The organism is Plesiocystis pacifica SIR-1, assembly GCF_000170895.1.
Classification (GTDB): Bacteria; Myxococcota_A; Polyangia; order Nannocystales; family Nannocystaceae; genus Plesiocystis; species Plesiocystis pacifica.
Window position 1 is genome coordinate 120,024 of record NZ_ABCS01000009.1, and the last position, 22,785, is coordinate 142,808.

The window sequence follows — 22,785 nt, forward strand, 5'->3', positions numbered from 1 at the left end:
CTCATGCTTGAGTTGCTCGGACGGGGCGCCCTTGGCGATCCGTTATGAGACCGAGCACCTACAGATCGGTACGGGCTTCGACTACCCTCTTTGCGCGGGAGATTTGGCCGCCTATGAGGCGCAAGTCGTGGGCTTGGAGTCGCTGCTCTCGACGACGGTCGACGAGCCGATCACGGTCTATCTGTGGGAGGACGCGCCCTCGAGCTACTGCGGGGAGGGTCCGCAAGGCTGCTACAGCCCCGATGAGAACGCCATCTACACGACCTCCTTCGCGCTGGATCACGAGCTCGTCCACGCCGTCGTGTACGGGTTCGCGCGCCCCCCAGGCTTCTTTGATGAAGGGTCAGCCGAGGCCTTGCGGCGACGACGGCTCGTCAGCGTTCAGCAGCCCGACCCTCTCGCCAACTTCGAGCTCAGCGGTGGCGAGGTGGACTACGGCAGCGCGGGCTTGTTCATGCGCTGGCTCTGGGAGCGTTTTGGGGCCGAGGCCTTCATTGCAATCTTGAAGGATGAACGCCCGCCCCTCGAGGCTTTCGAGGCAGTCTACGGAATGAGCCCCGAAAGCGCGGAGGCGATGTTCTTCGAGGAGCTCCCGTACGGCTATCCCCCGTTGACTAGCTGCGAGGTCGACCCTTTGCCCGCCGTCGACGAGGGCCGGTGGGAGGCGAGCGTTCGTCTGGACTGCGGAAGCGACGATGTCTACGGAGGAGACGGTGTGCGCGGGACGGCGCGGACAGTCACGCTCACCGAGGCTGGAGACTACGCTGTCAGCTTCGAGGGAGTCTCGGCGACGATTCGCCGCTGCGCCGACGAAATTCTGGAGCTTGCTCCCGAGGATGGAGACCCGGCTTGGGGCGACGTACCTCCGACGACGTCGACGATGCGAGCGGGCTATGTTCGCGCTCTGGAGCCATCGAACACCCTCACGCTCGTGCCAGGTCGGTACATGGTGTACGCCGTCGGCGCGCCCGAACAGAGCGTGAGCATGGCGGTCGAGATGCTGCCCTAGGGCACGACCAGCACGACGCCGTCGCTCTCGACGTTGGCCCGGGACGCCGCGGTGATCGCATAGGTCCCCGAGTCCAGGCTCAGCGAGGTCGAGCCAAACTCCCCATCCGGGATCGGCACGATGCGGTCGAGCGCCCACGCGCCGCCCTGGTCGGCGTAGACCACGAAGGCCCGCAGGCTCTGCTCGACGACGTCCTCGACCAAGGCCCCGTCGCCCTCGAGGTTGGGCGTGACCAGGGGCGGGGCGACGAGGTCGTCGAGGTGGTCGGCGAGCGGCGGGGTCAGGGCGGGGCGGCCGTAGAACTCGTCGAGCAGGGCGGCGTTGATGCCGAGGGTGTCGGACTGCAGGGGCTCGACGTGGAAGTAGACGTTGCCCATGGAGTTTTGGTCGCTGTACAGGCGCGAGAGCTCGACCTGGTAGAGCATCTCGTCGAGGGTCCAGTCGTCGCCGAGCTTGCTGAGGTAGTTGCCGGTGAACACGTAGCGCTCGGGGTCGATGCTGCTCCACCAGTCGAGCAGGACCTCGTAGGTCTGCTGGGCGCTGTAGGTCGGCCAGTACAGCTGCGGGGCGAGGTAGTCGACCCAGCCCTCCTCCATCCACAGCACGGGGTCGGCGTAGAGCTCGGCGTACTGGTCCAGGCCGACGATGCCCTCGGGGATGCCGGGGCGGTAGATGCCGAAGGGGGCGATGCCGAAGCGGGCGTCGGGGTCGGCGGCCGCGATGGTGTCGTGGAGCTCCTCGACGAGGGCGTTGACGTTGTCCCGGCGCCAGTCGCCCTGGCTCAGCGCGCCGCCGTCGGCGAGGTAGGCGTTCCAGGTCAGGGCGTCGGGGAAGTCGTCGCCGTTGGGGTAGGGGTAGAAGTAGTCGTCGAGGTGGACGCCGTCGACGGCGTAGCGCTCGACGACGTCGAGGACCACGTCGACGGTGTGCTCGCGGACGTCGAGGGCCCCGGGATCCATCCACAGCGAGCTGCCGTAGGTGTGGGCGTGCTCGGGCAGCTGCAGGGCGATGTGCGGCTCGGCGAGGGTGATGCCGGCGCTCGCGGCCCCGCGGTAGGGGTTGAACCAGGCGTGGACCTCGATGCCGCGGGCGTGAGCTTCTTCGATGAGAAAGGCGAGGGGGTCGAAGCCCGGGTCGCCGCCCTGGCTGCCGCTGAGGTAGCGGCTCCACGGCTCGAGGCTGGACTCGTAGACGGCGTCGGACTCGGGCCGGACCTGGAACACGATCGCGTTGAGGTTGACGGCCTCGGCGGTGTCGACGATCGACGCGAGCTCGGCCTGGGCCGCGGCGGCGGACAGGCCCTGGCTGCTGGGCCAGTTGATGTTGTAGACGGTGGTCACCCAGACCCCACGGAACTCGCGCGCGTGGCCGACCTCGACGAGCTGCTGCTCCCACACGCCGCCGGTGTCGTCGCTGGACTCGTCCGCGCTCGTGGACTCGCCCGTCGAGTCCGAGCTCGAGTCGTCGCTGGACTCGGAGCTCGTGCCCTCTTCGGTGTCGCCGACGGTGTCGCCGACCTCCTCGGCGCCGGGGCCCTGGGGATCGGAGCCGGTGCCGGACGAACACGCGAGGGCCGTGCCGAGGGCGAGGGCGACCGAGAGCGAGCGAGGCGAGTGCATGCCCCCGTCTACCGCATCTGGTCGAGCTTTTGGGCGCGTAGCAACCCCGGCCCACACCCGGGAATTCACTGCCCGCGATCTTCTGGTAGGCCGAGCCCCCCCGAGAAACTCCGAGGGTGCTTGGCGTGAACCACCTTTGTGCGAATCAGCGTGACCCGGGGCACCTGGCGCATCTCGTCGGCCATCTCCCGGCACCAATCCTCGAGCTCGTCGAAGCTCTCGGCGTCGAGCTCGAGGTCCTCGCAAGCCACGGTCTCGCGCTCGCCCGCGTGGTCGCGCAGCTTCAGCTCGTGCGCCGGCCCTTGGTCGCCGCAGGTGCCGGCGTGCTCGGTCCACAGCTTGGCGTGGTGCTCGATGACCAAGCACCAGGGGTCGCGGCCCTCGAAGGGATCGGCGATGCCGCCGTCGCGCACGACCATGGTCAGCAGCGCGGGATCGTTGCGCGCGGCGAGGGCCTCGTGGGCGACGTCCGACCAGCCCATGAACGAGGCGTCGAGGTAGAGGTACTCGCCCACGTGCGTCGAGCCGCGCACGGCCACGTTGGTCACGGCCTGGCCGCCGGCCGAGTGACCCTCGACGATGACGCCCCCGCGCAGCTTGCTGGGGTGCACGCCGAGGGCCTCGACGAGGACCTCGAGGCTGTCGGCGTGGAGGCGGTCGAAGTCGTCGCGGTAGGCCGGGTCGGCGGGCGCGGCCGGCTGCATCCACATGCGGTCGTAGGCGACGTTGCTCCACCCGCGGTGCCCGGGCTCGAGGCGCTTGCCGGCGCTGATCGGGTAGATCAGCGCGACGTTGTGGTCCGCCTCGCCCGCGAGCTGGTCGATGGCCGCGAGGGTCTGCTCGAGGCGGTCCCAGCCGACCCACTCGCGCTTTTTCTTCATCGCGTCGGTGCGCCGCTGGACGAGCTCGCTGTAGGTCCCGTGAAAGTGGAAGACGAGCTCGAACTCGGCCGCCGGATCGGCCTTCGGGGGGATGAAGATCAGCACGTCGCGGCCCCCGTTGCCCTCGAGGGGTCCGACCCACAGCGACCCGCCCGCGTAGAGCTGGCTGAACTCGTCGGCGAAGTCCTGGAGCCCGGGGGCGGTGTTGGGGTCGATCTGCGCGCCCGCGACGAGCTCGGAGTCGGCGACCTCGATGGGCGGCTGCGCCGGAGCGGGCTCGGGCGCTGGAGCCGGGGCTGGCTCGGAGGTAGAGGATCCGAGGGGGGCAGACTCGTGCAGGACTGGCGCGCTGTCGGCGGATTCGGGCATGTCCGGATCCGCAGGCTGCGGGTCGACCTCCGCGACCGTCTGGACACAGCCAGCGGACAGGAGGGCGACGAAAGACAGCGCGAGCGTGGGCTTCGCCATGGAGATCGCGGGGGCCAGGCTCGCATTGTGCCGCACTTTGCGAGGCCGTGCCCGCGCGCGGGTCGGGGTCGAGGGAGGTCGCCGGGCCTGCATCACCCGCACGTTCGACGCCCGGCTGCGCGTTTGGCTCTCGGGTCGAGCGGTGCTCCTGGGCAGGGTCGAGGCCGCACGCGCTCCGAGCACGGGCTATAACCACGCTCGGTGGCGATCGACACACGCTACGGGGGCCGCACCATGACGCTGCCGCCCGAGAGCCTCGCGGGGGTCGGTGAGCAGGAGGTGCTCGAGTCCGAGGCCGTGTCCTCGGCGGACTCGGTCACGGACATCTTTGGCGAGCTGTCCGACACCTTGGCGCACACGGTCACGACGCACCCAGACGCGGCCATGGACGCGCCCACCGCCCTCAGCGGTCGGCGGCGCGAGAGCGGCGAGCTCGATCGTTGCGGCGAGATCATCCAGGACCGCTATCGCCTGCTGCGGCGCCTGGGCAAGGGCGGGATGGGCACGGTCTACCTGGCCGAGCACACCTCGATCCCCAAGACCTTCGCGGTCAAGCTGCTCAACCGCCGCTACGCCAGCCGCGAGGACGTCGCCGCCCGCTTCCTGCAAGAGGCGCGGGCCGTCAGCCTGGTCGACCACGAGAACGTCGTCGGCGTGGTCGACTTCGGCACGGCCGAGGACGGCTCGGCCTACCTGGTCATGGAGCACCTGCGCGGCGAGCCCCTCAAGGTGCTGTGCAAGACCCAGGCGCCCCTGCCGTGGTCCCGGGTCCGGCACATCATGGGGCAGCTGTGCGATGCCCTGAGCGCGGCCCACGAGCTGGGCATCGTCCACCGCGACATCAAGCCCGACAACGTGCTGCGGACCACCCGGGGCCAGGACGTCGACTGCGTCAAGGTCCTCGACTTTGGCCTGGCGAAGATCCAGGCCAGCGGCGGCCTCCGGCTCACGCGGACCGGCATGGTCCTGGGCACGCCCGAGTACATGGCGCCCGAGCAGGCCCGCGGCGCGCCCATCGATCACCGCGTCGACATCTACGCCGCGGGCATCCTCTACTACGAGCTGCTGTGCGGCCGGACCCCCTTCAAGGCCAAGAGCTTCATCGCGATGCGCAACCAGCACTTGCTGGTCCCGCCCGCGCCGCCCTCGGAGCACGCTCCCGACGCGGGGATCACCGAGGCGATGGACGCCATCGCGCTCAAGGCCCTGGCCAAGGACCCGAGCCATCGCTTCGCGAGCATCGCGGCCATGGGCGAGGCGATCGCGGCGGTCGGCACGGGTGCGGCTCCGGTGGCGTTGACCGAGGCCCTGCCCGGTCCCGGGCTGCTCTCGCCGACCTCGATGTTGAGCGTCGGCGGGCGGCTCAGCCAGGGGGCCAGCGCGCGGGCTCAGCCCCGACTCGAGGTCGGGGCTGGGGCTGGGGCTGCCGTCGACTCGGGGGCGTCGAGCTCGGGCTCGGGCTCGATGACCTGGCGAAATTCGTCGGTGGCCACGGCCTCGAGCTCGACGAGCGCCGGCTCCAACACCGACTCGGACGCGCGCATGGGGTTGATCCTCGCGGCGGTGCTCGTCGCCCTCGTCGCCGGCCTCGGGGGCATGGCCTGGGCGACCTTCGGCCCCGGCGGCCCCAGTGGCGGCGACGAGACCGCCGTGAAGGCGGGGGGGGGCCAGGCTGGTCCTGCGGCGAACGAGGCGAGCGAGGCGAACGAGGCGCTGGCGCCACCGAGGGCCGAGGACCCGCCGCCGGTCGTCGCAGACACGGGCGAGGGCGCGGCGACGGCCGCCGTCGTGACCTTCGAGATCAACGTCGACGAGGCCACGGTCTACGAGGCGGTCGACCAGGCCCTCGTCGGCCGCGTGAGCCCGGACGCGCCGACCCTCGAGTTCCCGCGCTCCGACGAGCCCGTGCGCCTGCTGTTGCGTGCGCCGGGCTACCGCGAGCTGATGTTCGAGCTGACCCCCGACGGCGACCAGGCCCTGAGCTTCGAGCTCGTCGTCGATCCCAAGGCGAAGGTCGAGCCCGAGCCAACGGGAAGCGCTTCGGGCTCCAAGGCGGGGGACTCTGGCAAGGCCTCGAGCCCGAGCCCGAGCCCGAGCCCGAGCCCGAGCGAGCCGGAGCCCGAAGCGCCGAGTGACTCGGGGGCGGCCCCGGCCGAGCCCGCCGCTGCGCCCGACGACGACGAGGTCGTCCGCGACAACCGCTTCTCCCCCGAGATCATCGACCCCTGGCAGGGGTAGAGGGGTCGAGCTAGAGGGTCCCGCTCACCGAGCGATCGAGGAAGGGCTCGATGGCGTTGCGCAGGGCGTCCGCGTGGGGCTCGTAGTCGAGGTAGCGGATCGCGTCGTCGAGCTCGTCGGTGCGGAAACCGCCGATCGGGATGTTGAGCCAGGTCATCGCAACCATCACCCCCTTGGCGACGACCGAGTCCGTGATCACCGCGGTCTTGCAGCCAAACTTGCGCGTCACCGCCTGGACCTCCTTGCGCATGTCCGGGCCCGGCCGAGCGTCTCGCGCGATCACCAGGACGCCCGCGAGGGTCTCGCGCTCGCGGACGACCTGCATCATCCGCGCCCACTCCTCTTGGTTGGGGAGCGGCGTTTTGTGGACGAGCAAGAAGACGTCTTGCACGAAGCCGAAGCTCAGCGTGTGGAGGGACTCCACGGACCGTAAAATTAGCCCGGTCGGCAGGCTTTTTTCAAACTTTGTGGGGATTGGGCGCGGCGGGGGCGGATCCACAGCCGCCAAAACTCACATCTAAGGCCAAGAAATCAATCGCCTGACAGATGTCAAAGACTTCGCGAGATGATCTCGATAGCGTAGAACGCAGTAGACCGGAGCGGTACGCGCATGTTGATATTTGAGTGTTGATTTGCGACCGTGTCCCCAGGGGCGAGAAAAGCACCCCTGCTACCATCGGGTCCTACGGATTTGGGACTTTGAGGCGGCCTGCGGGCCTGCTCGCCGCTTCGCCGGATGATCGACAGCGCGCGCAATGGATACACTGGTCGAACCGCCAGTGCGCCCAATGAGGCCCCCATTCGGGGGGAGGAGTCTCGATGAAGCGATTCATGCAATACAAGCACGGGCGGACCGAAATTCTCGACGCTCACCCCTTTATCAGCTGGCTGGACGCCGACAACGTCGCCCTCGAGGACAAGCTCGGCTTTGCGCCGGTCATGGCCTTGTTCGTGATGGCCTTTCGCGACGTGAACCTCTGGGTCCTGCGCTTTGAAGAAGAGGCCGAGGAGCACTTCCGGTCGCTGATCAACGGCAACACCTTCGAGGACGAGGGCCACTCGCGGCTGTTCCTGCACGACTGGCGCTGCATGGGCCTCGACGCGCGCTTGCGGTGGTCGGCGAGCGACACCCTGTGGTGGTTGTTCCACAGCCCCGACCAGGAGCGCTTCCGGGAGTACGGCGTGGAGTTCGTGCGCTTCTCCGTGGAGGACGGCGGCGATCCCTTGCTCCGCTTCGCCCACTCGGAAGCGGGCGAGGCCTGCGGGATGGTCTTCTTCAGCCACTCGGTCCACCCCGCCGTGGCCCTGGGCGAGGCCCAGGGCAAGACCTACCGCTACTTCGGGACCGAGCACCTCGAGCGCGAGCTCAGCCACGTCGAGCACACCGAGGAGGACTTCGTGAACCAGGTCCTCGACGAGGCGGGCCTGGCCAAGGCGGTGGATCTGGGCGGGCGCATGTTCGACGTGTTCCACGGGATCTTCGACGCCTTCCTCGACTACGCCCACACCCACGTCGAAGGCGGGACGGTGCCCCAGGCCCCGGCCGATCACGGCGCCCACAGCTGCGACCTGCCGCGTCACCCCGTCGAGGATCTCTCGGGCTTCGCGGCGCCCGAGGGCGACGTGTCATCCAGCGCGGCGCGGCTCCTGGCCAAGCTCGACGCGCGCCGGGCCCAGGCCGCCGCGCACCCTCTGTACGCGTGGATGCGCGAGGCCTCGGTGCCCGCGGCGGACAAGCTGCGCCGCTTCATGCCGCTGTGGTCCATGGACGTGCTCGGCTACCGCGACCTCAACCACTTCGTGTTCCACTACGCCAAGGGCGCGAGCGCCCACGCCCGCGCCCCCGAGGCCCGCTTGATCAACGCCTGGGTCAACGAGCTCGAGACCCACAGCGGGCTGTTCCTGCGCGACTGGCAGGCCCTGGGCCTCGACGAGCGCCTGGGCTGGTCGGCGAGCGAGACCCTCGAGTTCCTGTTCTTCGACCGCGCCATGGACGTGCACCGCCACAACATCATGCGCTTCATGAAGCTCGGCCTGCGCCACGACCACCCGAGCTTGCGCTACTGGATGATGCGCGCGCTCGAGGCCAGCGGCGAGGCCTTCTTCGCCAACACCCGGGAGCTGGCCCGCGCGGCCGAGGCCTCCGGGGAGCTGGCCGGGCCCCTCGACTACCTCGGCGATCGCCACGGCGGCGAGCACCCCGAGCGCGGCGTCGACCTCGACGCGCTGCTGCGCGGGACCTTCCACGCCCACGAGCTCGACGCCGAGCAGCTCGCCGTCGCCGAGCAGATGATCGACGTGGTCTTCGACAGCCTCGAGCACCAGCTCGACTTCTCCCTCGAGGCCGCCCACAGCGGGCGCCTGGACTACAGCCTGGCGAGCGCGGCCGAGTAGCCTACAGCCACACCCCGGCGGGCAGGTTCATGGCCGAGTCGTAGTAGGTCGAGCCGTCGTAGCTGATGTCGGTGTTGTTCGACGGCGCCCCCTCCACGCAGGGGAGGGCGACGTCGAGCTCGAACATCTGCTGAAAGTCATCGAGCAGGGTCAGGTGCATGCTGTCGCCCTCTTCGAAGACCATGAAGGTCCCGTCCGCGTCCGCGTCCTCGGCGGCGCCGTCGTCGGCGAGGGGGGTGAAGTCCGGGTTGTACATGCTGCACCGCCCAGCAGGGCCGCGAACACCACGCACACGCGGTACTCGCACCGAGACAAGCGCGCAAAAAACAGTACCCTTGCGCGATGCCGGCCTCCCGCGCCAGCGCGCCGCACCTGTTCGAGCGCCGCCCCTACTGGGCCAAACGCTTCGGCGTCGCGCCCTTCTTGCCGACCTCGCGCGAGGAGATGGACGCGCTGGGCTGGGACAGCTGCGACGTGATCATCGTGACCGGCGACGCCTACGTCGACCACGTCAGCTTCGGCGCGGCGGTGATCGGGCGGGTGCTCGAGCGCGCCGGCTTTCGGGTGGGCATCCTCGACCAGCCCGACTGGCGGTCGGCCGAGGGCTTCATGCGCCTGGGCGTGCCCAACCTGTTTTGGGGCGTGACCGGCGGAAACATGGACTCGCTGGTCAACCACTACACCTCGGACCGCAAGCGCCGCTCGGACGACGCCTATACCGCGGGCGGGGGATCCGGCTCCCGCCCCGATCGCGCGGTGATCGTCTACAGCCAGCGCTGCCGCGAGGTCGGCGGCCCCGAGGTCCCGGTGATCATCGGCGGCATCGAGGCGAGCCTGCGCCGCATCGCCCACTACGACTACTGGTCCAACGCCGTCCGGCGCAGCGTGCTCGTCGACAGCAAGGCCGACGTGCTGTTCTACGGCAACGCCGAGCGGGCGATCGTCGACTTCGCCCACGGCCTCGGCGAGCGCAGGGGGCTCGACGCGATGCGCGGGCTGCGGGGCACGGCCTTCGTGCAAAAGGCGGGGACCTTGCCCCAGGGCTGGGCCGAGCTCGACTCGAGCGAGGTCGACGGCGGCGAGCAGGGCGAGCTGGTCCAGCTGCGCCGCAAGGCCCGGCGCAAGGTCCTCGAGCACCCGCGGGCGCGCACGGCCATCCGCCTGCCCAGCTTCGAGCAGGTCCGCGAGGACCCCGTGCTCTACGCCCACGCCTCGCGCGTGCTCCACCAGGAGGCCAACCCGCACAACGGCCGGGTGCTCGTCCAGGGCCACGGCGACCGCGAGGTGTGGATCAACCCGCCGCCCGTGCCCCTGAGCACCGAGGAGATGGACGCGGTCTACGAGCTGCCCTACCAGCGGCGGCCTCACCCGCGCCACGACGACGCCGGCAAGGTGCCCGCCTACGAGATGATCAAGACCTCGGTCATGCTCATGCGCGGGTGCTTTGGCGGGTGCTCGTTTTGCTCGATCACCGAGCACGAGGGGCGGATCATCCAGAGCCGCTCGCCCGACTCGGTGCTCCGCGAGATCGAGCAGATCCGCGACACCGTGCCCGGCTTCACCGGGGTCATCTCGGACCTCGGCGGGCCCACGGCCAACATGTGGCGCCTGGGCTGCAAGAGCCCGACCATCGAGGCCGCGTGCCGGCGACCCTCGTGCGTCTACCCGGGCATCTGCGAGAACCTGAACACGGACCACAGCGATCTGATCGCGCTCTACCGCAAGGCCCGGGCGCTGCCGGGGGTCAAGAAGATCCTCGTCGCCTCGGGGCTGCGCTACGACCTGGCCGTGGAGTCGCCGGAGTACGTGCGCGAGCTGGCCCGGCACCACGTCGGCGGTTACCTCAAGATCGCGCCGGAGCACGTCGCCGAGGGGCCGCTGTCAAAGATGATGAAGCCCGGGGTCGGGACCTACGAGCGCTTCAAGACCCTGTTCGACCGCTACAGCAAGCAGGCCGGCAAGCGCCAGTACCTGATCCCCTACTTCATCGCCGCGCACCCCGGGACCACCGACGAGGACATGCTCGAGCTGGCCCTGTGGCTCAAGCAAAACGGCTTCAAGCCCGACCAGGTCCAGGCCTTCTTGCCTTCGCCCATGGCCACGGCCTCGGCGATGTATCACTCCGGGCGCAACCCGCTGAAGAAGGTGAGCCGGGCCGACTCCGCCGAGCGCGTGGCCGTGCCGCGCAGCGCCAAGGTCCGGCGCTTGCACAAGGCCTTCCTGCGCTACCACGACCCCGACAACTGGCCGATGCTGCGGGCGGCCTTGCAGCGCATGGGCCGGGCCGATCTGATCGGCAACGGCGAGGAGCACCTCGTCCCGAGCTACCAGCCCAAGGGCACCGGCCACGGCCGAGGGCGCGGGCCGAAGCGAGGGCGAGCGAAGGGGGCGACCAAGCCCAAGCCCGGCACCGCGCTGACCCAACATACGGGCCTGCCCCCGCGGGAGACCGGCGAGGGCAGGCGGCGGCCCGGGCTCGGCTCGAAGGCCAAGTCCAAGGCTCGTTCGGGGCGCAAGCCCAGCCGCAAGCGGCGCGGCTGAGTCGTGGACGTGGGGCAGGGAGGGCGTGGCGTCGTCCACGACGGCTAAAATGGACAGGGGCTGTGAAATTTTCACAGTCCCTGAGTCGTTGGTTTAGTCGTTGACGGGCAGCCCGCTGGGCACGCTCGCCGGGACCAGGTCGAGCTGGTTGAGCGTGTCTTGATCGACCAGCGCGGACAAGAAGGCGACCAAGTCGCTGAGCTCCGCGTCGCTGAGCGCGGCGGGGATGAGCAGCGGATCGAGGCTGTCGAGGAGCTGCGCGTCGATGTCCGGGACCTCGGCGAGGACCTCGGCCCGCGACCCGACCAGCTCGGGGTCGAGCTGGCTGTCGTCGTAGCTGGCGAGCGAGCCCTCGGGGTCGAGGTGGTGGGCGATCATCCCCTCGACCGTCGCGTAGGCGCCGTTGTGGCCGTAGGGGCTCTCGAGCAGGACGTTGCGCAGGGAGGGCGTGCGGAACTGGAAGCGGTCGGCGTCCTCGCCGGTCACCCGCGCGCGGCCGAGGTCCAGGGGCGCCTCGGGCTCGTCCCCGGTCATCGGCCCCGTGTCGTTGCCCGTCCCGACCTGCGGGACCGCGATGTTGTGGAAGTCGAAGTCGCTCTGGAGCGAGCCGCTGTGGCAGCCGCTGCAGTTGGCCTCGCCGTAAAAGAGCAGCGCGCCGCGCTTGGCCGCCGTCGGGAGGGCGTCGTCGTCGCCCGCGAGGTAGCGGTCGAAGGGCGCGTCGAGGGCCAGGAAGGCCTCGCCCTCGAAGGCCCCGATGGCGTTGGACAGCACGGTGATGTCGACGTCCTCGGGCGCGACCTCGGGGAAGGCCTCGTCGATCATGTCGGCGTAGGCGTCAATCGCCATCACGCGGGCAACCACGGCGCCCCAGATGTCCTCGAAGTCCGCGTCGGTGAGCCCGGCCATCTCGTTGGGCTGATCGAACACGTCGAGCTGATCCGAGAAGCCCCGCATCTCGCGGTCGGGGGTGATCGGGATGATCGTGAAGGCCGCCAGAGCGTTGTCGAAGTCCTGCGGGGTCGCGTCGCCGGCGGGGGAGAAGAAGCTGTCGTCCTCGGCCTGGCCCAGGCGCCCGTCCCAGAACATGGTGTCCCAGCCCTCGACGCCGCGGTTCCACAGCGAGAGCGCGCTGCGGGGCAGGAACAGGCTCGGCCCGCTGTGGACCCGCAACGGCCCCAGGCCGACGGCGCCCTGGCCCTTGGACTGGCCCTGGGCGTCGGCGCTGCCGAGCAGGGGGTGGTGGCAGGTGGCGCAGGAGATGTTGCGCGGGCCGCTGAGCTCCTTGTCGAAGAAGAGCAGGCGCCCGAGCTCGAACTTGGCCTCGTCGGGGGGCGCCGGCAAAGGGACGGGCTCTACCCCCTCGGCGGCCAGGAGCTCGCGCAGCTGGTCGTCGAGGCTGGGCTCACCGCCGGTGTCCTCTTCGGTGGTGGACTCCTCTTCGGTGGTGGACTCCTCTCCCTCCGTATCGGTGCTCTCGTCGGTGTCCTCGTCCTCGGCGCTGGTCTCTCCGCCGACGTCGTCATCGCCGCCGTCGTCGCCTCCGTCGCTACAAGCGGCGAGGCTGAACACTGCAATTACGCTGAGGGCCAGAGGGTACAGATATGGCTTGGGTCGTACGAGCATAGGCGTGAATCCCTGATGCCGGGGCTACGGCGGCTCATTCGACGCGGTTACGCGCATTCGCGAAAGTATTAACAATTAATTATGACACAAAGTGAATGCACGTTGCGCTCATTGCCAGTTACCCGTCCAATGGCCAGTCCCCTCCCCGAGCTGGGAGGGGTCACAGGTCGAGGGGCAGGGCGTTGGTCTCGACCTCGTCGATGACCAGGCTGACCCACACCCGCGTCGCGCCGGCGTGGTCGCGGGCGAGCACGCGGCTGAGGTCGACGAGGGCGTGCTGGTTGGAGCGGGCCTCGACGGTGGCGTCGACGACGGTGCCGTTGACGGCGACCTTGAACGCCTTGGCGCGCTTTTCTGGGGTCGCGCCGACGCGGGGCTCGAGGGCCCGACCGAACACCGTGACCACGCCCTTGCCCTCGCCCTCGCTCAGCAGGTAGTTCAGCTCGGGGGTGATGTCCTGGACCTCGCCGTTGGCGTAGATCTGGATCAGGTGGATGGTCCGCTGCATCGCGTTCTCGATGCGGCCGCTGGTCTGGGCGAGGTCGTAGTCCTTGAGCTCGCCCTGGGCGACGTACTGGCTCTGGATGTAGGTGCCGTTGAGGTTCAGCTCCCACACGAAGCTGGTGAACGCGGTCTGGATCTGGACCAGGTCGGCCATGGCCCGTTGGATGCGCTCGAGGGGATCCTTGAGGAACTGGGTGAGCACGGCCCCGAGGCCCCCGAGGCCCGCGAGCGCGCCGGTGACCCGCCCGGCCATGGCCTCGCTGGTGACCCCGAGGGCGACGCCGCCGAAGATCAAGGTGACGCCGAGCACGAAGGTCGCGACGTTGAGGCGCTGGAGCAGGCGCATGGTCTGCTTGGCGTCGGACACCGCGTCCTTGAGCAGGATCGAGGCCTCCTCGCTGCGCGCCTTGGAGGGCTTGAGGTAGTACTCGGCGAGCAGGTCCTGGCGGGCGGCTCGCTCGCGCTCTTCGGAGGTCACGGCGCGGACCAGGGCGTCCACGGCCACGCGCCCGCCGATGTTGCCGAGGATGCGCACCACGTTCTCGCGCACGTCGATGTTGAGCTCCGTGCGCAGCTGTCGGCTCAGGGGCTCGACGGCCTGGTGCAGGAGCTGGGGCTTGATCTGCTCGCGGTAGAGCGCGGACATGTCGGTGAAGTTCGAGGCGTCGCTCATCTCGGCGAGGATCTGACTCACCCAGCAGCGCGCCTCGTCCTGGCGCTCGCGCAGCTCCTCTTGCTCGAGCAGGGCGACGAGCTCGGAGGCGAGGGCGCGGACGCGCTGGCCCGAGAGCGCGCCGGTGGTCGTCTCGAGCTTGTCCTCGTAGCGCGACAGGGTGCTGGCGAAGCCCTTGGAGCGCTCGCGCTGGCCGTAGCACCACTGCGCGAGGGCCTCGGTCGTGACCTGGTCGAGGAGGTCGCTGGTGCCCTGGTCGCCGCGGGCGGGGGTGAACACGCGGCTCAGGGCAGGGTTTTGCTGGCTGTCGAGCACGGCCTGGCGCACGGACTTGCTGACGTGCTCGACGTCGGGCTCGGGCAGGCGGATCATCAGCTGGATCAGCGCCGGGATGGCCGAGGGGGAGGTGCGCAGGTGGTGGGCGGCGCGGTCGAGGAGCAGCTGCTCTTGGCGGGTGATCACCCAGCGCACGCAGCGGTCGAGGATGCTCTTGAGCGAGCCCTCGGTGCCGAACTCGACGGCGCTGGCGATCATGTCCGCGGCCTGGGTGTCGTCGCGGCTCTCGGGCTTCATGGCCCGGTCGAACTGCTTGCGGATGTCCCCGGACTTGCGGCGCAGGAACTCCTGGGCCTGCTTGCGCAGCTGGGTCTCCGTGCCCTCGACGGCCGCGGCGCGGATGACCCACAAGAGGTTGCGATGGTTGGGCGCGCGCTCGGAATGCCAGCGGTGCTCGAGCAACGTCGGGTGACCCAGGAGCAGCTTGGCCTTGTCGAGGCGCGAGAAGTAGCGGTTGGACAGGAGCGCGCCCACGAACTCGCTGCTCTTGGCCTCGCCGTCCCCGTGGATCAGCTCGATCTGCTCGAACACCTGGCTGTGGCTCGGGTGGCCGCCGTCCTCCCGCGGGTGGCTCATGACCTCGTGGAGGTGCTTGAAGAACACGCCCAGCTCCTGGCCGCGCAGCAGCTCGCGGGCGGCCTCGCGGACCGAGCTGCGGCCCTGTTTGGCGGCGGCGAGGAGGTAGGGCAGGGTGTCCGAGCGCAGCCAGGTGCTCGTGTTCCAGCCCTCGGCGAAGCCGGGGATGTAGGTCAGCAGCATGCGCCCGATCTCGGCGGCTTGCATGCTCGGGTCGCAGGTGCTCAGCCCTGGGGGCAGCCCCTTGGAGCTGCACAGCAGCTCGATGACTTCGGCCTCGCCGAACAGCGCGACGCAGATCCGCACGGTCCGCTCGCCCTCGGGGTCGCCGTCGCCGAGGTAGCGCGCGAGCGCCCGCCACATGCGCTCGCGCAGCTCCTTGTCTTGGGGAAAGCCGAGCTCGTGGGTCTCGAGGAAGAGCACGGCCCGGTCGGGCTTGTGGGGGAGCTGGGCGAACTCCGTATCGGCCTCGTCGAGGCAGTAGATGATGTGCTCGTAGGCGATCCGCTTGTGCCCCGCCCGGTAGTTGCGGACCTCGCCGAAGTAGGGCTTGGCGTCGTTCTTGAGCGCGCCCCAGATGACCGGGCCGCACAGGTAAAAGGCCCGCCAAAACGAGCTCATGTGGCAGTTGAAGAAGCGCTCGAGGCGGTCCTTGTCGTCGGGGCACAGCTCGCGGATGACCCGCAGCAGCGCCGCCAGGGCGAACTTTCCCTTGCGCCAGGCGATCAGCGCCCGGTGGTGGTCCTGGTCCTCGCCGATGTAGTCGCTGTACTGGCTCCGCGCCCAGCGGGAGAGGTTCTTCCACACGGCCGTATTGGTCAGGCCCCAGTCGTGGTCGGGGCACAGGGTCTCGAAGCGGACGCGGATGTGGATGAGGACGGTGGCGGCTTGCTTGACCGTGGCCCAGCGGCTCTCGTAGTCGTGGACGTCCTGGGGCTCGGGTCCCTCGATCAGCTCCGTGGCCTGCGCGATGAGGGCCGGGACGCTGCCCCCCGCGGCCTGCCAGGCCTGGATCAGCTCGGCGCACAGATCTTTTTCTCGCTTGGTATAGACCGAGTGGTTCTTGTTGAGGTCTGCGGGCGCGGCCTCGAGCAGGTCCAACCATGCGGGGCTTTCGCGCAGCGTCGGCGGCGGCACGGGGGGACGCGGCGCGGCGGCGGGCTTGGGCGCGACGGGGGGCATGAAATCGTTGGCCATGGCAAAGACTCCCGGGTTCCACTCGGGGAGTACCGTCGCCCGCTACCGGGATTGCGAGGACGGAGAGATAGTGTCGAATGGCGACGGGCCAGCGGGCCAGCACTTTCCGTGGCGGCGGGAGGGCCCCCATGGGTCGAGTGGGTTAATCTGTGGCCGAGAGCCTCGCCATGACCTGGAACCCTGCGCGGACCATCAGTTTGATCGCGGCCTTTTGCGGGATGGCCCTGGGCCCGCTGGCGCTCGGGGCGTGCTCCGAGGAGCCCGCCGTGCTCGAGGGCTGCGAGTGCATCCCCGTCGAGTTCGGCCCCGGGGAGCCCGCGCAGCCAAGCTGCGAAGAGGCGCTGTGCCCCACGGTGGTCGCGTCGGAGGGCAGCGAGGGGTCTGGGCCCTTCGTCGTCGACGAGGACGCGCTGAGCTGTGCCCTCGACGCCCTGGCTCAGCGCACGCCGGGGTGGATCGCCTGGTCGTGGACGGGGCTCGAGGGGCAGTACACGGACCTCGGCTACGTCCGGATCCGCTCCGACGGGTCCGCGGTGCGCCGCGACTGGGGCCAGGAGGACCTCTCGCTCGTCGTCAACGCGGCGGTGTTCGGCGAGCTGTCGGAGGCTGCGAGCTACGCGGACTGCCTCGACGAGGCGGAGGCCGAGGCTCGCTTCGACTGCATGCGTCGGGAGCTGGCCTCGGTCAGCCAGACCTGCAACTACGGTTGGCTCGACGAGGGCGTCTGAGCGCGCGCTCGCTGGTCTCCCCGGGGGAGCTGAGCGATGATGCGGCCATGCGTCGCTTTTCCTCGGCTTTGATCGGCTCGTTGTTCGCGTGGATGCTCTGCGCCTGCCCGGCTGCGGACGACTCGGACGGGCCTGGGGGCGACGAGGTCGGTTCGGAGGACAGCGAGACGGAGACGGAGAGCGAGTCGGGCACGGAGACCGGAACGGAGACGGAGACGGAGACGGAGTCCGAGGGCGAGTCGGACACGGGCATGGGCGGCAACCCGCTGCTCTCGGACGCGGTCTTGAACATCGCCCACCGCGGCGGCCGGCGCGAGCGCCCCGAGGCGACCCTGCCCGCCTTCGAGCACGCCCTCTCGGTGGGCTCGGACGTCATCGAGATGGATCTGCACATGAGCTCGGACGGCGTGATCGTGGTCCTCCACGACGACACCGTCGACCGGACCACCGACGGCACGGGCCCGGTCAAGGACATGAGCTTCGACGAGCTGCGGGCCCTCGACGCGGGCTACGACTTCACGACCGACGACGGCGAGACCTTCCCCTATCGCGGGATGGGCATCCAGATTCCGCGGGTCGAGGAGATCTTCGAGACCTTCCCGGACGCCTACTACCTCATGGAGATCAAGCAGACCGAGCCGAGCCTGGTGCCGACCTTCGCGGCGGTGCTCGAGGACTACGGCATCGCCGATCGCATCGTGGTCGCCTCGTTCAGCGACGCGACCATCCAGGAGTTCCGCGAGGCCAGCCCGGACACCTTCACGGCCATGGCCCTGGCCGAGATGTTGGCCTACCAACAGGCGAGCAACGACCGGGATCCCGACTACGTGCCGCCCTGTGAGTTCGTGCAGTCGCCCTGGGAGCTGACCTCCAAGGCGCTCATCGACTTCGCCCACGCGCTGGACCTCAAGGTCCACCCGTGGACGGTCAACGACGCCGCAGACATGGAGAACCTCATCGCCGACGGGGTGGACGGGATCATGACGGACGATCCGGTCCTGCTCGAGGGGGTGATCGGGGGCTGAAGGCGGGTTGAAAGCTGGGGGCTCGACGCGGCGTTGGGGGCCCGCCGCGTCACGCGCGGTTGCGGTACCATGCGTGAGCAACGCATTGGCGCCGCCTCCAGCGCCACCCGCTGCCTTTGAGGTTCTCCCCACCATGAGCGACGAACGAGCCGACGAGTCCGCCCCCGAGCAGTCCAACCCTTCCGCCGACGCCCCGGAGACTCCCGACACGTCGGACGCCCTCGACCGAGAGCTCGACGACATGGCCGAGGCCATGGTCCGGAAAGACGGCGACAACCAGGAAGAGCCCCCGCAGGTCAACTGGCTCGATCGAGCCAAGGTCGTCGGGGGCTTCGTCGTGCTCGGGCTGTTTGCGACGGGCGGCCTGTTCGCGTCGCAGCTGTTCTCGAGCGCGCCGCCGGCCGTCGCCGCCGAGACCATCGGGGCCAAGCTCGAGCTCGCGGCCGGCGAGGTCACGCTGGTCTCGGGCGAGGGCGAGGGCGGGGGCGAGCACGGCAGCGCGACCAAGCGCCTGCTCTCGGGCACGCCCTTGCCGATCGGCGCGACCTTGAAGACGGGCCCCGGCGCCCGGGCCCTGGTCCGCCTCGCCGACGGCAGCCGGATCTTCATCCGCGACAACTCCGAGGTGCACCTGGGCGAGGACACGGCCCTCGAGCTCCTCGCCGGTGAGCTGTGGCTGGACGCGCCGCCCCTCGAGCAGGGCCGCGAGCCCATGAGCCACCGCGTCGGCGCGGCCACGGTGGTGCTGACCGACGGCGGGGCCAACCTCGCGCTCATCGAGGGCGGCGACGCGACGGTCTACGTGGCCGAGGGCGTCGCCACGGTCGCCAGCGAGGCCGAGCGCAAGGAGCTGAGCTCGGGCGAGCGGGCCCTGGTGCCGGCGAGCGGGGCCAAGCCCGAGGTCGAGCCGGTGAGCTTTTGGGAGGACTGGACCGGCGGCATGGCGGACCGGCGCTCGGGCGGGCGCATCGGCGGCGGGGCCGGGGCGCTCTACGCCGTCGACGACGCGGCGCCTCCCGGGACGCCCTCTTTGCCCCTGACCATCGCCCAGCAGACCGTCGACGTGGCCATCGAGGACAACCTCGCCGAGACCCGCGTCGACCAGCGCTTTTTCAACCCCTCGGACCGCGACGTCGAGGGCTGGTACTGGTTCACCGTGCCCGAGGGCGCGATGCTCGTGGGCTTCGAGCTCGAGACCGACGGGGAGCTGATCGCCGGCGAGATCGTCGAGCGCAAGCAGGCGGCGGCGACCTACGCCTCGGCCAAGGTCACCAACGACAACCCGGCCCTGCTCGAGTGGATCGACGAGCGGACCGTGCGGGCGAAGATCTACCCGGTGCCGGCCCTGGGCCAGCGCCGCATCGTGGTCCGCTACCAGCAGCTGCTCAGCGAGTCCGACGGCAAGCTGCGCTACACCTACCCGCTCGCGGCCCCGGACGCCCGCGAGGCCGTGACCATCGAGGAGTTCGCGCTGGCGGTCGAGCTGCGCGGCGACCTGGCCCGGACCCACGCGATCTCGACCCTCGGCGAGGCCTCGGTGTCCGGCGACAACCGCCTGGTGACCATGCGCCGCAGCGGGTTCACCCCGCGGGCCGACTTCGAGCTCGAGCTGGCGAGCACGCACGAGCACGGGGGCGGCCACGGCGAGGACGAGCCGGCGCTGCGCCTGAGCGCCTTCTCGCCCGGCGAGGACCAGGCCCGCTACGTCATGCTGCGCTGGCTGCCGGACATCGAGTTCGACAAATTGCCGCCGCCGCGGGCCGACGTGGTCGTGGTCGTGGACACCTCGGCCTTTGGCGACGACGCCGAGCACCAGAGCCGCCTGGCCGTCGCCGAGGCCCTGCTGCGCTCGCTGAGCGAGTCCGACAACTTCGCCGTGGTCTCGGCCGACCTGACCGCCGAGGTGCTCTACCCCGAACAGGGCATGACGCCGGCGTCCACGGAGAACATCGACGCGGCCCTCGAGGCCCTCGGCGAGCGGCGCCACGGCGGCGCCACGGACCTGGGGGCGATCTTCGAGCGCGCCCTCGACCGGGTCCACGACGCCGACCAGCCCGCGGTGGTCTACATCGGCGACGGCCTGGCGACCTCCGGCGAGCGCGGCAGCGACGACCTGAGCGAGCGCCTGCGCCGGGCCCTGAGCGGTTCGCCCGCGCGGCTGTTCACCGTGGGCGTGGGCCCGACCATCGACGACTCCCTGCTCGAGCGCCTGGCCCGGGTCGGCGGCGGCGAGAGCCTGCGCGTGTCCACGCCCGATCAGGCCGTGGTCCGGGCCCTCGAGCTGTCCGGGGCGATCAAGACCCCGACGCTCACGGACCTGCGCCTGACCACCACGGACGGCACGGCGCTGACCCAGCTCCTCGACGACCCCTTCTCCAACGCGACCGGCAAGCTGGCCCGGGGCGAGGAGCTGGTCTTGCTCGCGCGCACCCACGGCGAGCTGCCCGAGGACTTGAGCGTGCACTACGAGCTCGCCGGTGAGGACCACGACGTCGAGCTGCCCCTGGTGCGCACCGAGGGGGCCATCGACTTCGTGGTCCCGAAGCTGTGGGCCCAGGCGCGGATCGAGCGGCTGCTCGGGGACGGCCGCGGGGCCCAGGCCGTGCGCGGCAAGGTCCTGGCCCTGGGCCTCGAGTACGGGCTGATGACGCCCTTCACCTCCTTCTTGGCCCTCGACAGCGAGTACGCCTACACGCGCAAGGGCATCGAGCGGCGCGAGCGGGCCTTCGACCGTCAGCTGCTCGGCGCGGCCATGGTCTTGCCGCACCAGCAGCGCATGGAGGACCACCGCCGACCCGAGCCCTTCGGGGGCGCGAGCGCGGGCGAGCTGCTCGGGGCCGCGCTGACGGCTCCGTGGGGCTGCGTGGGCGCGCCCGCGGACAGCGGGGAGTTCTACGAGGAGGAGGACGTGTCGGCCTCTCGGACCCAGATGTTTGGGGGCGGGAAGGACAGCGCCGACGATGCCAAGAAAGAGGAGTCGCGCCCGGCCTCCGATGCTCGCATGGACGACGCGTCGGCCATGGGCGAGCCCGCCGACGCCGAGCCAGAGATGATGGAGGAAGAGGAGGAGGCCCCGCCGCCGCCCAGCAGGCCGGCGACGGCGAAGTCCAAGCGCAGCTCCGGCTCGCGGGCCAAGGGCATGGCGGGCGGGGTGCCGGGCGGGGTGCCTGCGCCTGCGGCCGCGCCCGAGCCCACCTCCGGGGAGTTTGGAGACTTCCTCGCCGACGGCGAAGCGGCCGGGCTGGGCGGGGTCGGCCTCATCGGCTCGGGCGGCGGCGGTGGCAAGAGCGGCTACGGAGCCGACAACGGCCTGGTCGAGAAGCTCGAGAACACCGAGAACAAAGCCATGGACGCGCCGGCGGAGGTCGAGCAGACGGTCGAGGGGCTCCTCGCTCAGCTCGAGGTCGCCAAGACCGAGGGCCGGGACGAGGCGAACCTCCAGCAGGGCGCGGACGCGGACAAGGACCGCAGCCCGGCCAAGAAGGAGGCCGAGCGGCAGCGCGAGTCCAGGCGCCAGGACGCCTGGGCCTGGCGGGCCGCGAGCTTGCGGACCAGCGCGCCGACGAGCTCGCCCGTGGCCCGCAACCAAAAGGCGCCGTGCAGCGACGCCTCGGCCCGCCCGCTGAGCCAGCGCAAGGTGCTGTGGGCCCAGGCCCTCGACCGCGCGCCGGACATGGTCGGGCGCTTGTCGGCCTACGAGCTCGCGGCCTCGACCTGCGAGCTGGCCAACTGGCGGCAGCAGCGGGTGTTCCTCGACATGCTCCAGGCCGGGGTCCAGACCGAGGCGGAGATCGAGCTGTTGGTCAGCCACTTTTGGACCGACGTCGCGGCCAAGGCCTTCCTGGTCCGCGGGCTGCAGCGGCGCCTGGTCGACCCGGAGCTGACCCGGGCCCTGGAGCGCGCGCTGTTTGGCGACGCCATCGACCTCGACCGCCTCGAGCTGGCCGTGGCCGCGGCCCCGACCAACAAGCAAGCCCTCGAGCTGGTCGAGGCGGCCCTCGAGGTCTACCGCGACGTCCCGGCGGCCGAGCGCCTGCACCTCGACCTCATCCACATCGACCTGCTCTTCTCCCTCGAGCGCCGCGAGGAGGCCATCACCGCGGGTCGGCGCCTGCGCGAGCGCGGGCTGATGACGCCGGCCCTGGCCGAGCGCCTGGGCGAGATCCTGGTCGCCGAGGGCGAGGTCGACGAGGCCAAGCGCATCTACTCGGAGATCGTCGAGTACGACCCGCAGAGCCCGGAGACCCGGCGCCTGCTCGGGGACATCTTCCTGCGCCACGGCTGGTATCAGGAGGCCTACCGCCAGTTCGGCGACCTCTTCGACCTCAGCGGCGCGCCCGAGGACGCCGTCCGTCTGGCCCGCGCGGCCGCGGGCGCCGGGCGGGTCGACGAGGGCCTGCGGGTGCTCCGGCAGGTGGCCATCGGCGAGGGCCGCCCGGGCCTCGACGATCCCCGCCGGTGGGCGCGGATGCACGCGGCCTTCCTGCTCGCGCAGCTCCACGACGAGGAGAGCGACGAGGCGATCAAGGCCAAGCTGGGGCGGGAGCTCAAGCGCTTGCAGCTCTTCGACGCGCCGACGACCTGGACCTTCGTGGTCTGGCGGGACCTCGAGCACAGCTTGACCCTGGGCCCCGCGCTCGCGGAGCTCGGCGACGACGAGGCGGTCGCGGCCGCTCGGGCGGCGGCCGAGGCCGCGTCGATGCTGACCCGCGGCTACACCCTCGCTGGCGACACGGGCCTGTGGGCCGTGCAGCGGGGCGGCTTGGCGGCCCTGGAGGTGCGCCACGCCGGGTTGATCCCCGACCGGGAGGTGGTCTTCGAGCGCGTCGAGGTGCGCTGGGACGGTGAGGCCTTCCACGTCGTGGCGAGCGAGGGGCAGATCGCGGCCGCGGCTGCGCGGGCGGACGAGCCGGAGCCGGAGGAGCCCGAGCCCACGGACGACGCAGCTGGCTGAGCCGGCCCGAAAAAAATCT

13 protein-coding genes are annotated in these 22,785 nt (G+C 70.4%); 7 read left to right on the top strand and 6 right to left on the bottom strand.

Annotated elements, in window-relative coordinates; translation table 11 throughout:
• Positions 1-31 precede the first annotated feature (31 nt).
• Positions 32-1,009, top strand: a complete 978-nt coding sequence (locus PPSIR1_RS06800; protein ID WP_006970268.1) for a hypothetical protein — start codon at positions 32-34, stop codon at positions 1,007-1,009.
• Here the strand turns inward: PPSIR1_RS06800 and PPSIR1_RS06805 are convergent.
• Positions 1,006-2,628 carry a glycoside hydrolase family 10-like protein gene (locus PPSIR1_RS06805; protein WP_006970269.1) on the bottom strand — a complete coding sequence of 541 codons (1,623 nt, stop codon included), beginning with the start codon at positions 2,626-2,628 and terminating at the stop codon, positions 1,006-1,008. The genes PPSIR1_RS06800 and PPSIR1_RS06805 overlap by 4 nt on opposite strands.
• A gap of 65 nt (positions 2,629-2,693) precedes the next feature.
• Complete coding sequence (locus PPSIR1_RS06810; protein WP_157595263.1) at positions 2,694-3,977, bottom strand: hypothetical protein; 1,284 nt, start codon at positions 3,975-3,977, stop codon at positions 2,694-2,696.
• A 201-nt stretch (positions 3,978-4,178) separates the two neighbouring features.
• On the opposite strand from PPSIR1_RS06810, the gene PPSIR1_RS41995 reads away from it, so the two are divergent.
• Positions 4,179-6,215, top strand: a complete 2,037-nt coding sequence (locus PPSIR1_RS41995) for a serine/threonine protein kinase (protein ID WP_006970271.1) — start codon at positions 4,179-4,181, stop codon at positions 6,213-6,215.
• Positions 6,216-6,225: 10 nt separating this feature from the next.
• Here the strand turns inward: PPSIR1_RS41995 and PPSIR1_RS06820 are convergent, their stop codons facing one another.
• On the bottom strand, positions 6,226-6,639 hold the full coding sequence (locus PPSIR1_RS06820) for a hypothetical protein (protein WP_006970272.1): 414 nt from the start codon (positions 6,637-6,639) through the stop codon (positions 6,226-6,228).
• Between the two features lie 407 nt (positions 6,640-7,046).
• Here PPSIR1_RS06820 and PPSIR1_RS49175 point away from each other — a divergent pair, with 407 nt between their 5' ends.
• On the top strand, positions 7,047-8,609 hold the full coding sequence (locus tag PPSIR1_RS49175; protein WP_006970273.1) for a hypothetical protein: 1,563 nt from the start codon (positions 7,047-7,049) through the stop codon (positions 8,607-8,609).
• A 1-nt stretch (position 8,610) separates the two neighbouring features.
• Here PPSIR1_RS49175 and PPSIR1_RS06830 read toward each other — a convergent pair whose 3' ends face one another.
• Positions 8,611-8,865: a hypothetical protein gene (locus PPSIR1_RS06830; RefSeq protein WP_006970274.1), complete on the bottom strand. Its 255-nt coding sequence runs from the start codon at positions 8,863-8,865 to the stop codon at positions 8,611-8,613.
• A gap of 86 nt (positions 8,866-8,951) precedes the next feature.
• On the opposite strand from PPSIR1_RS06830, the gene PPSIR1_RS06835 reads away from it, so the two are divergent.
• Positions 8,952-11,150 carry a YgiQ family radical SAM protein gene (locus PPSIR1_RS06835; protein WP_006970275.1) on the top strand — a complete coding sequence of 733 codons (2,199 nt, stop codon included), beginning with the start codon at positions 8,952-8,954 and terminating at the stop codon, positions 11,148-11,150.
• Positions 11,151-11,243: 93 nt separating this feature from the next.
• Here PPSIR1_RS06835 and PPSIR1_RS06840 read toward each other — a convergent pair whose 3' ends face one another.
• Both PPSIR1_RS06840 and PPSIR1_RS06845 read right to left on the bottom strand, forming a co-directional pair.
• Positions 11,244-12,719: a cytochrome-c peroxidase gene (locus tag PPSIR1_RS06840; protein WP_006970276.1), complete on the bottom strand. Its 1,476-nt coding sequence runs from the start codon at positions 12,717-12,719 to the stop codon at positions 11,244-11,246.
• A gap of 214 nt (positions 12,720-12,933) precedes the next feature.
• Positions 12,934-16,059 carry a HEAT repeat domain-containing protein gene (locus PPSIR1_RS06845; protein ID WP_006970277.1) on the bottom strand — a complete coding sequence of 1,042 codons (3,126 nt, stop codon included), beginning with the start codon at positions 16,057-16,059 and terminating at the stop codon, positions 12,934-12,936.
• Between the two features lie 167 nt (positions 16,060-16,226).
• On the opposite strand from PPSIR1_RS06845, the gene PPSIR1_RS47450 reads away from it, so the two are divergent.
• From PPSIR1_RS47450 to PPSIR1_RS06860, 3 genes are all read left to right on the top strand, one after another.
• Complete coding sequence (locus tag PPSIR1_RS47450; protein WP_157595264.1) at positions 16,227-16,787, top strand: hypothetical protein; 561 nt, start codon at positions 16,227-16,229, stop codon at positions 16,785-16,787.
• A gap of 47 nt (positions 16,788-16,834) precedes the next feature.
• On the top strand, positions 16,835-17,812 hold the full coding sequence (locus tag PPSIR1_RS47455) for a glycerophosphodiester phosphodiesterase family protein (protein WP_006970279.1): 978 nt from the start codon (positions 16,835-16,837) through the stop codon (positions 17,810-17,812).
• 133 nt (positions 17,813-17,945) lie between these two features.
• Entirely contained in the window at positions 17,946-22,766 is a 4,821-nt protein-coding gene (locus PPSIR1_RS06860; RefSeq protein ID WP_006970280.1) for a VIT domain-containing protein, read from the top strand.
• Positions 22,767-22,785: the final 19 nt, after the last annotated feature.

Bases quoted from the DNA above. Each gene is read 5' to 3' on its own strand.
- PPSIR1_RS06805 (WP_006970269.1), bottom strand. From the start codon at position 2,628: ATGCACTCGCCTCGCTCGCTCTCGGTCGCCCTCGCCCTCGGCACGGCC.
- PPSIR1_RS06810 (WP_157595263.1), bottom strand. From the start codon at position 3,977: ATGGCGAAGCCCACGCTCGCGCTGTCTTTCGTCGCCCTCCTGTCCGCT.
- PPSIR1_RS49175 (WP_006970273.1), top strand. From the start codon at position 7,047: ATGCAATACAAGCACGGGCGGACCGAAATTCTCGACGCTCACCCCTTT.
- PPSIR1_RS06830 (WP_006970274.1), bottom strand. From the start codon at position 8,865: ATGTACAACCCGGACTTCACCCCCCTCGCCGACGACGGCGCCGCCGAG.
- PPSIR1_RS06835 (WP_006970275.1), top strand. From the start codon at position 8,952: ATGCCGGCCTCCCGCGCCAGCGCGCCGCACCTGTTCGAGCGCCGCCCC.
- PPSIR1_RS06845 (WP_006970277.1), bottom strand. From the start codon at position 16,059: ATGGCCAACGATTTCATGCCCCCCGTCGCGCCCAAGCCCGCCGCCGCG.
- PPSIR1_RS47450 (WP_157595264.1), top strand. From the start codon at position 16,227: ATGACCTGGAACCCTGCGCGGACCATCAGTTTGATCGCGGCCTTTTGC.
- PPSIR1_RS47455 (WP_006970279.1), top strand. From the start codon at position 16,835: ATGCGTCGCTTTTCCTCGGCTTTGATCGGCTCGTTGTTCGCGTGGATG.
- PPSIR1_RS06860 (WP_006970280.1), top strand. From the start codon at position 17,946: ATGAGCGACGAACGAGCCGACGAGTCCGCCCCCGAGCAGTCCAACCCT.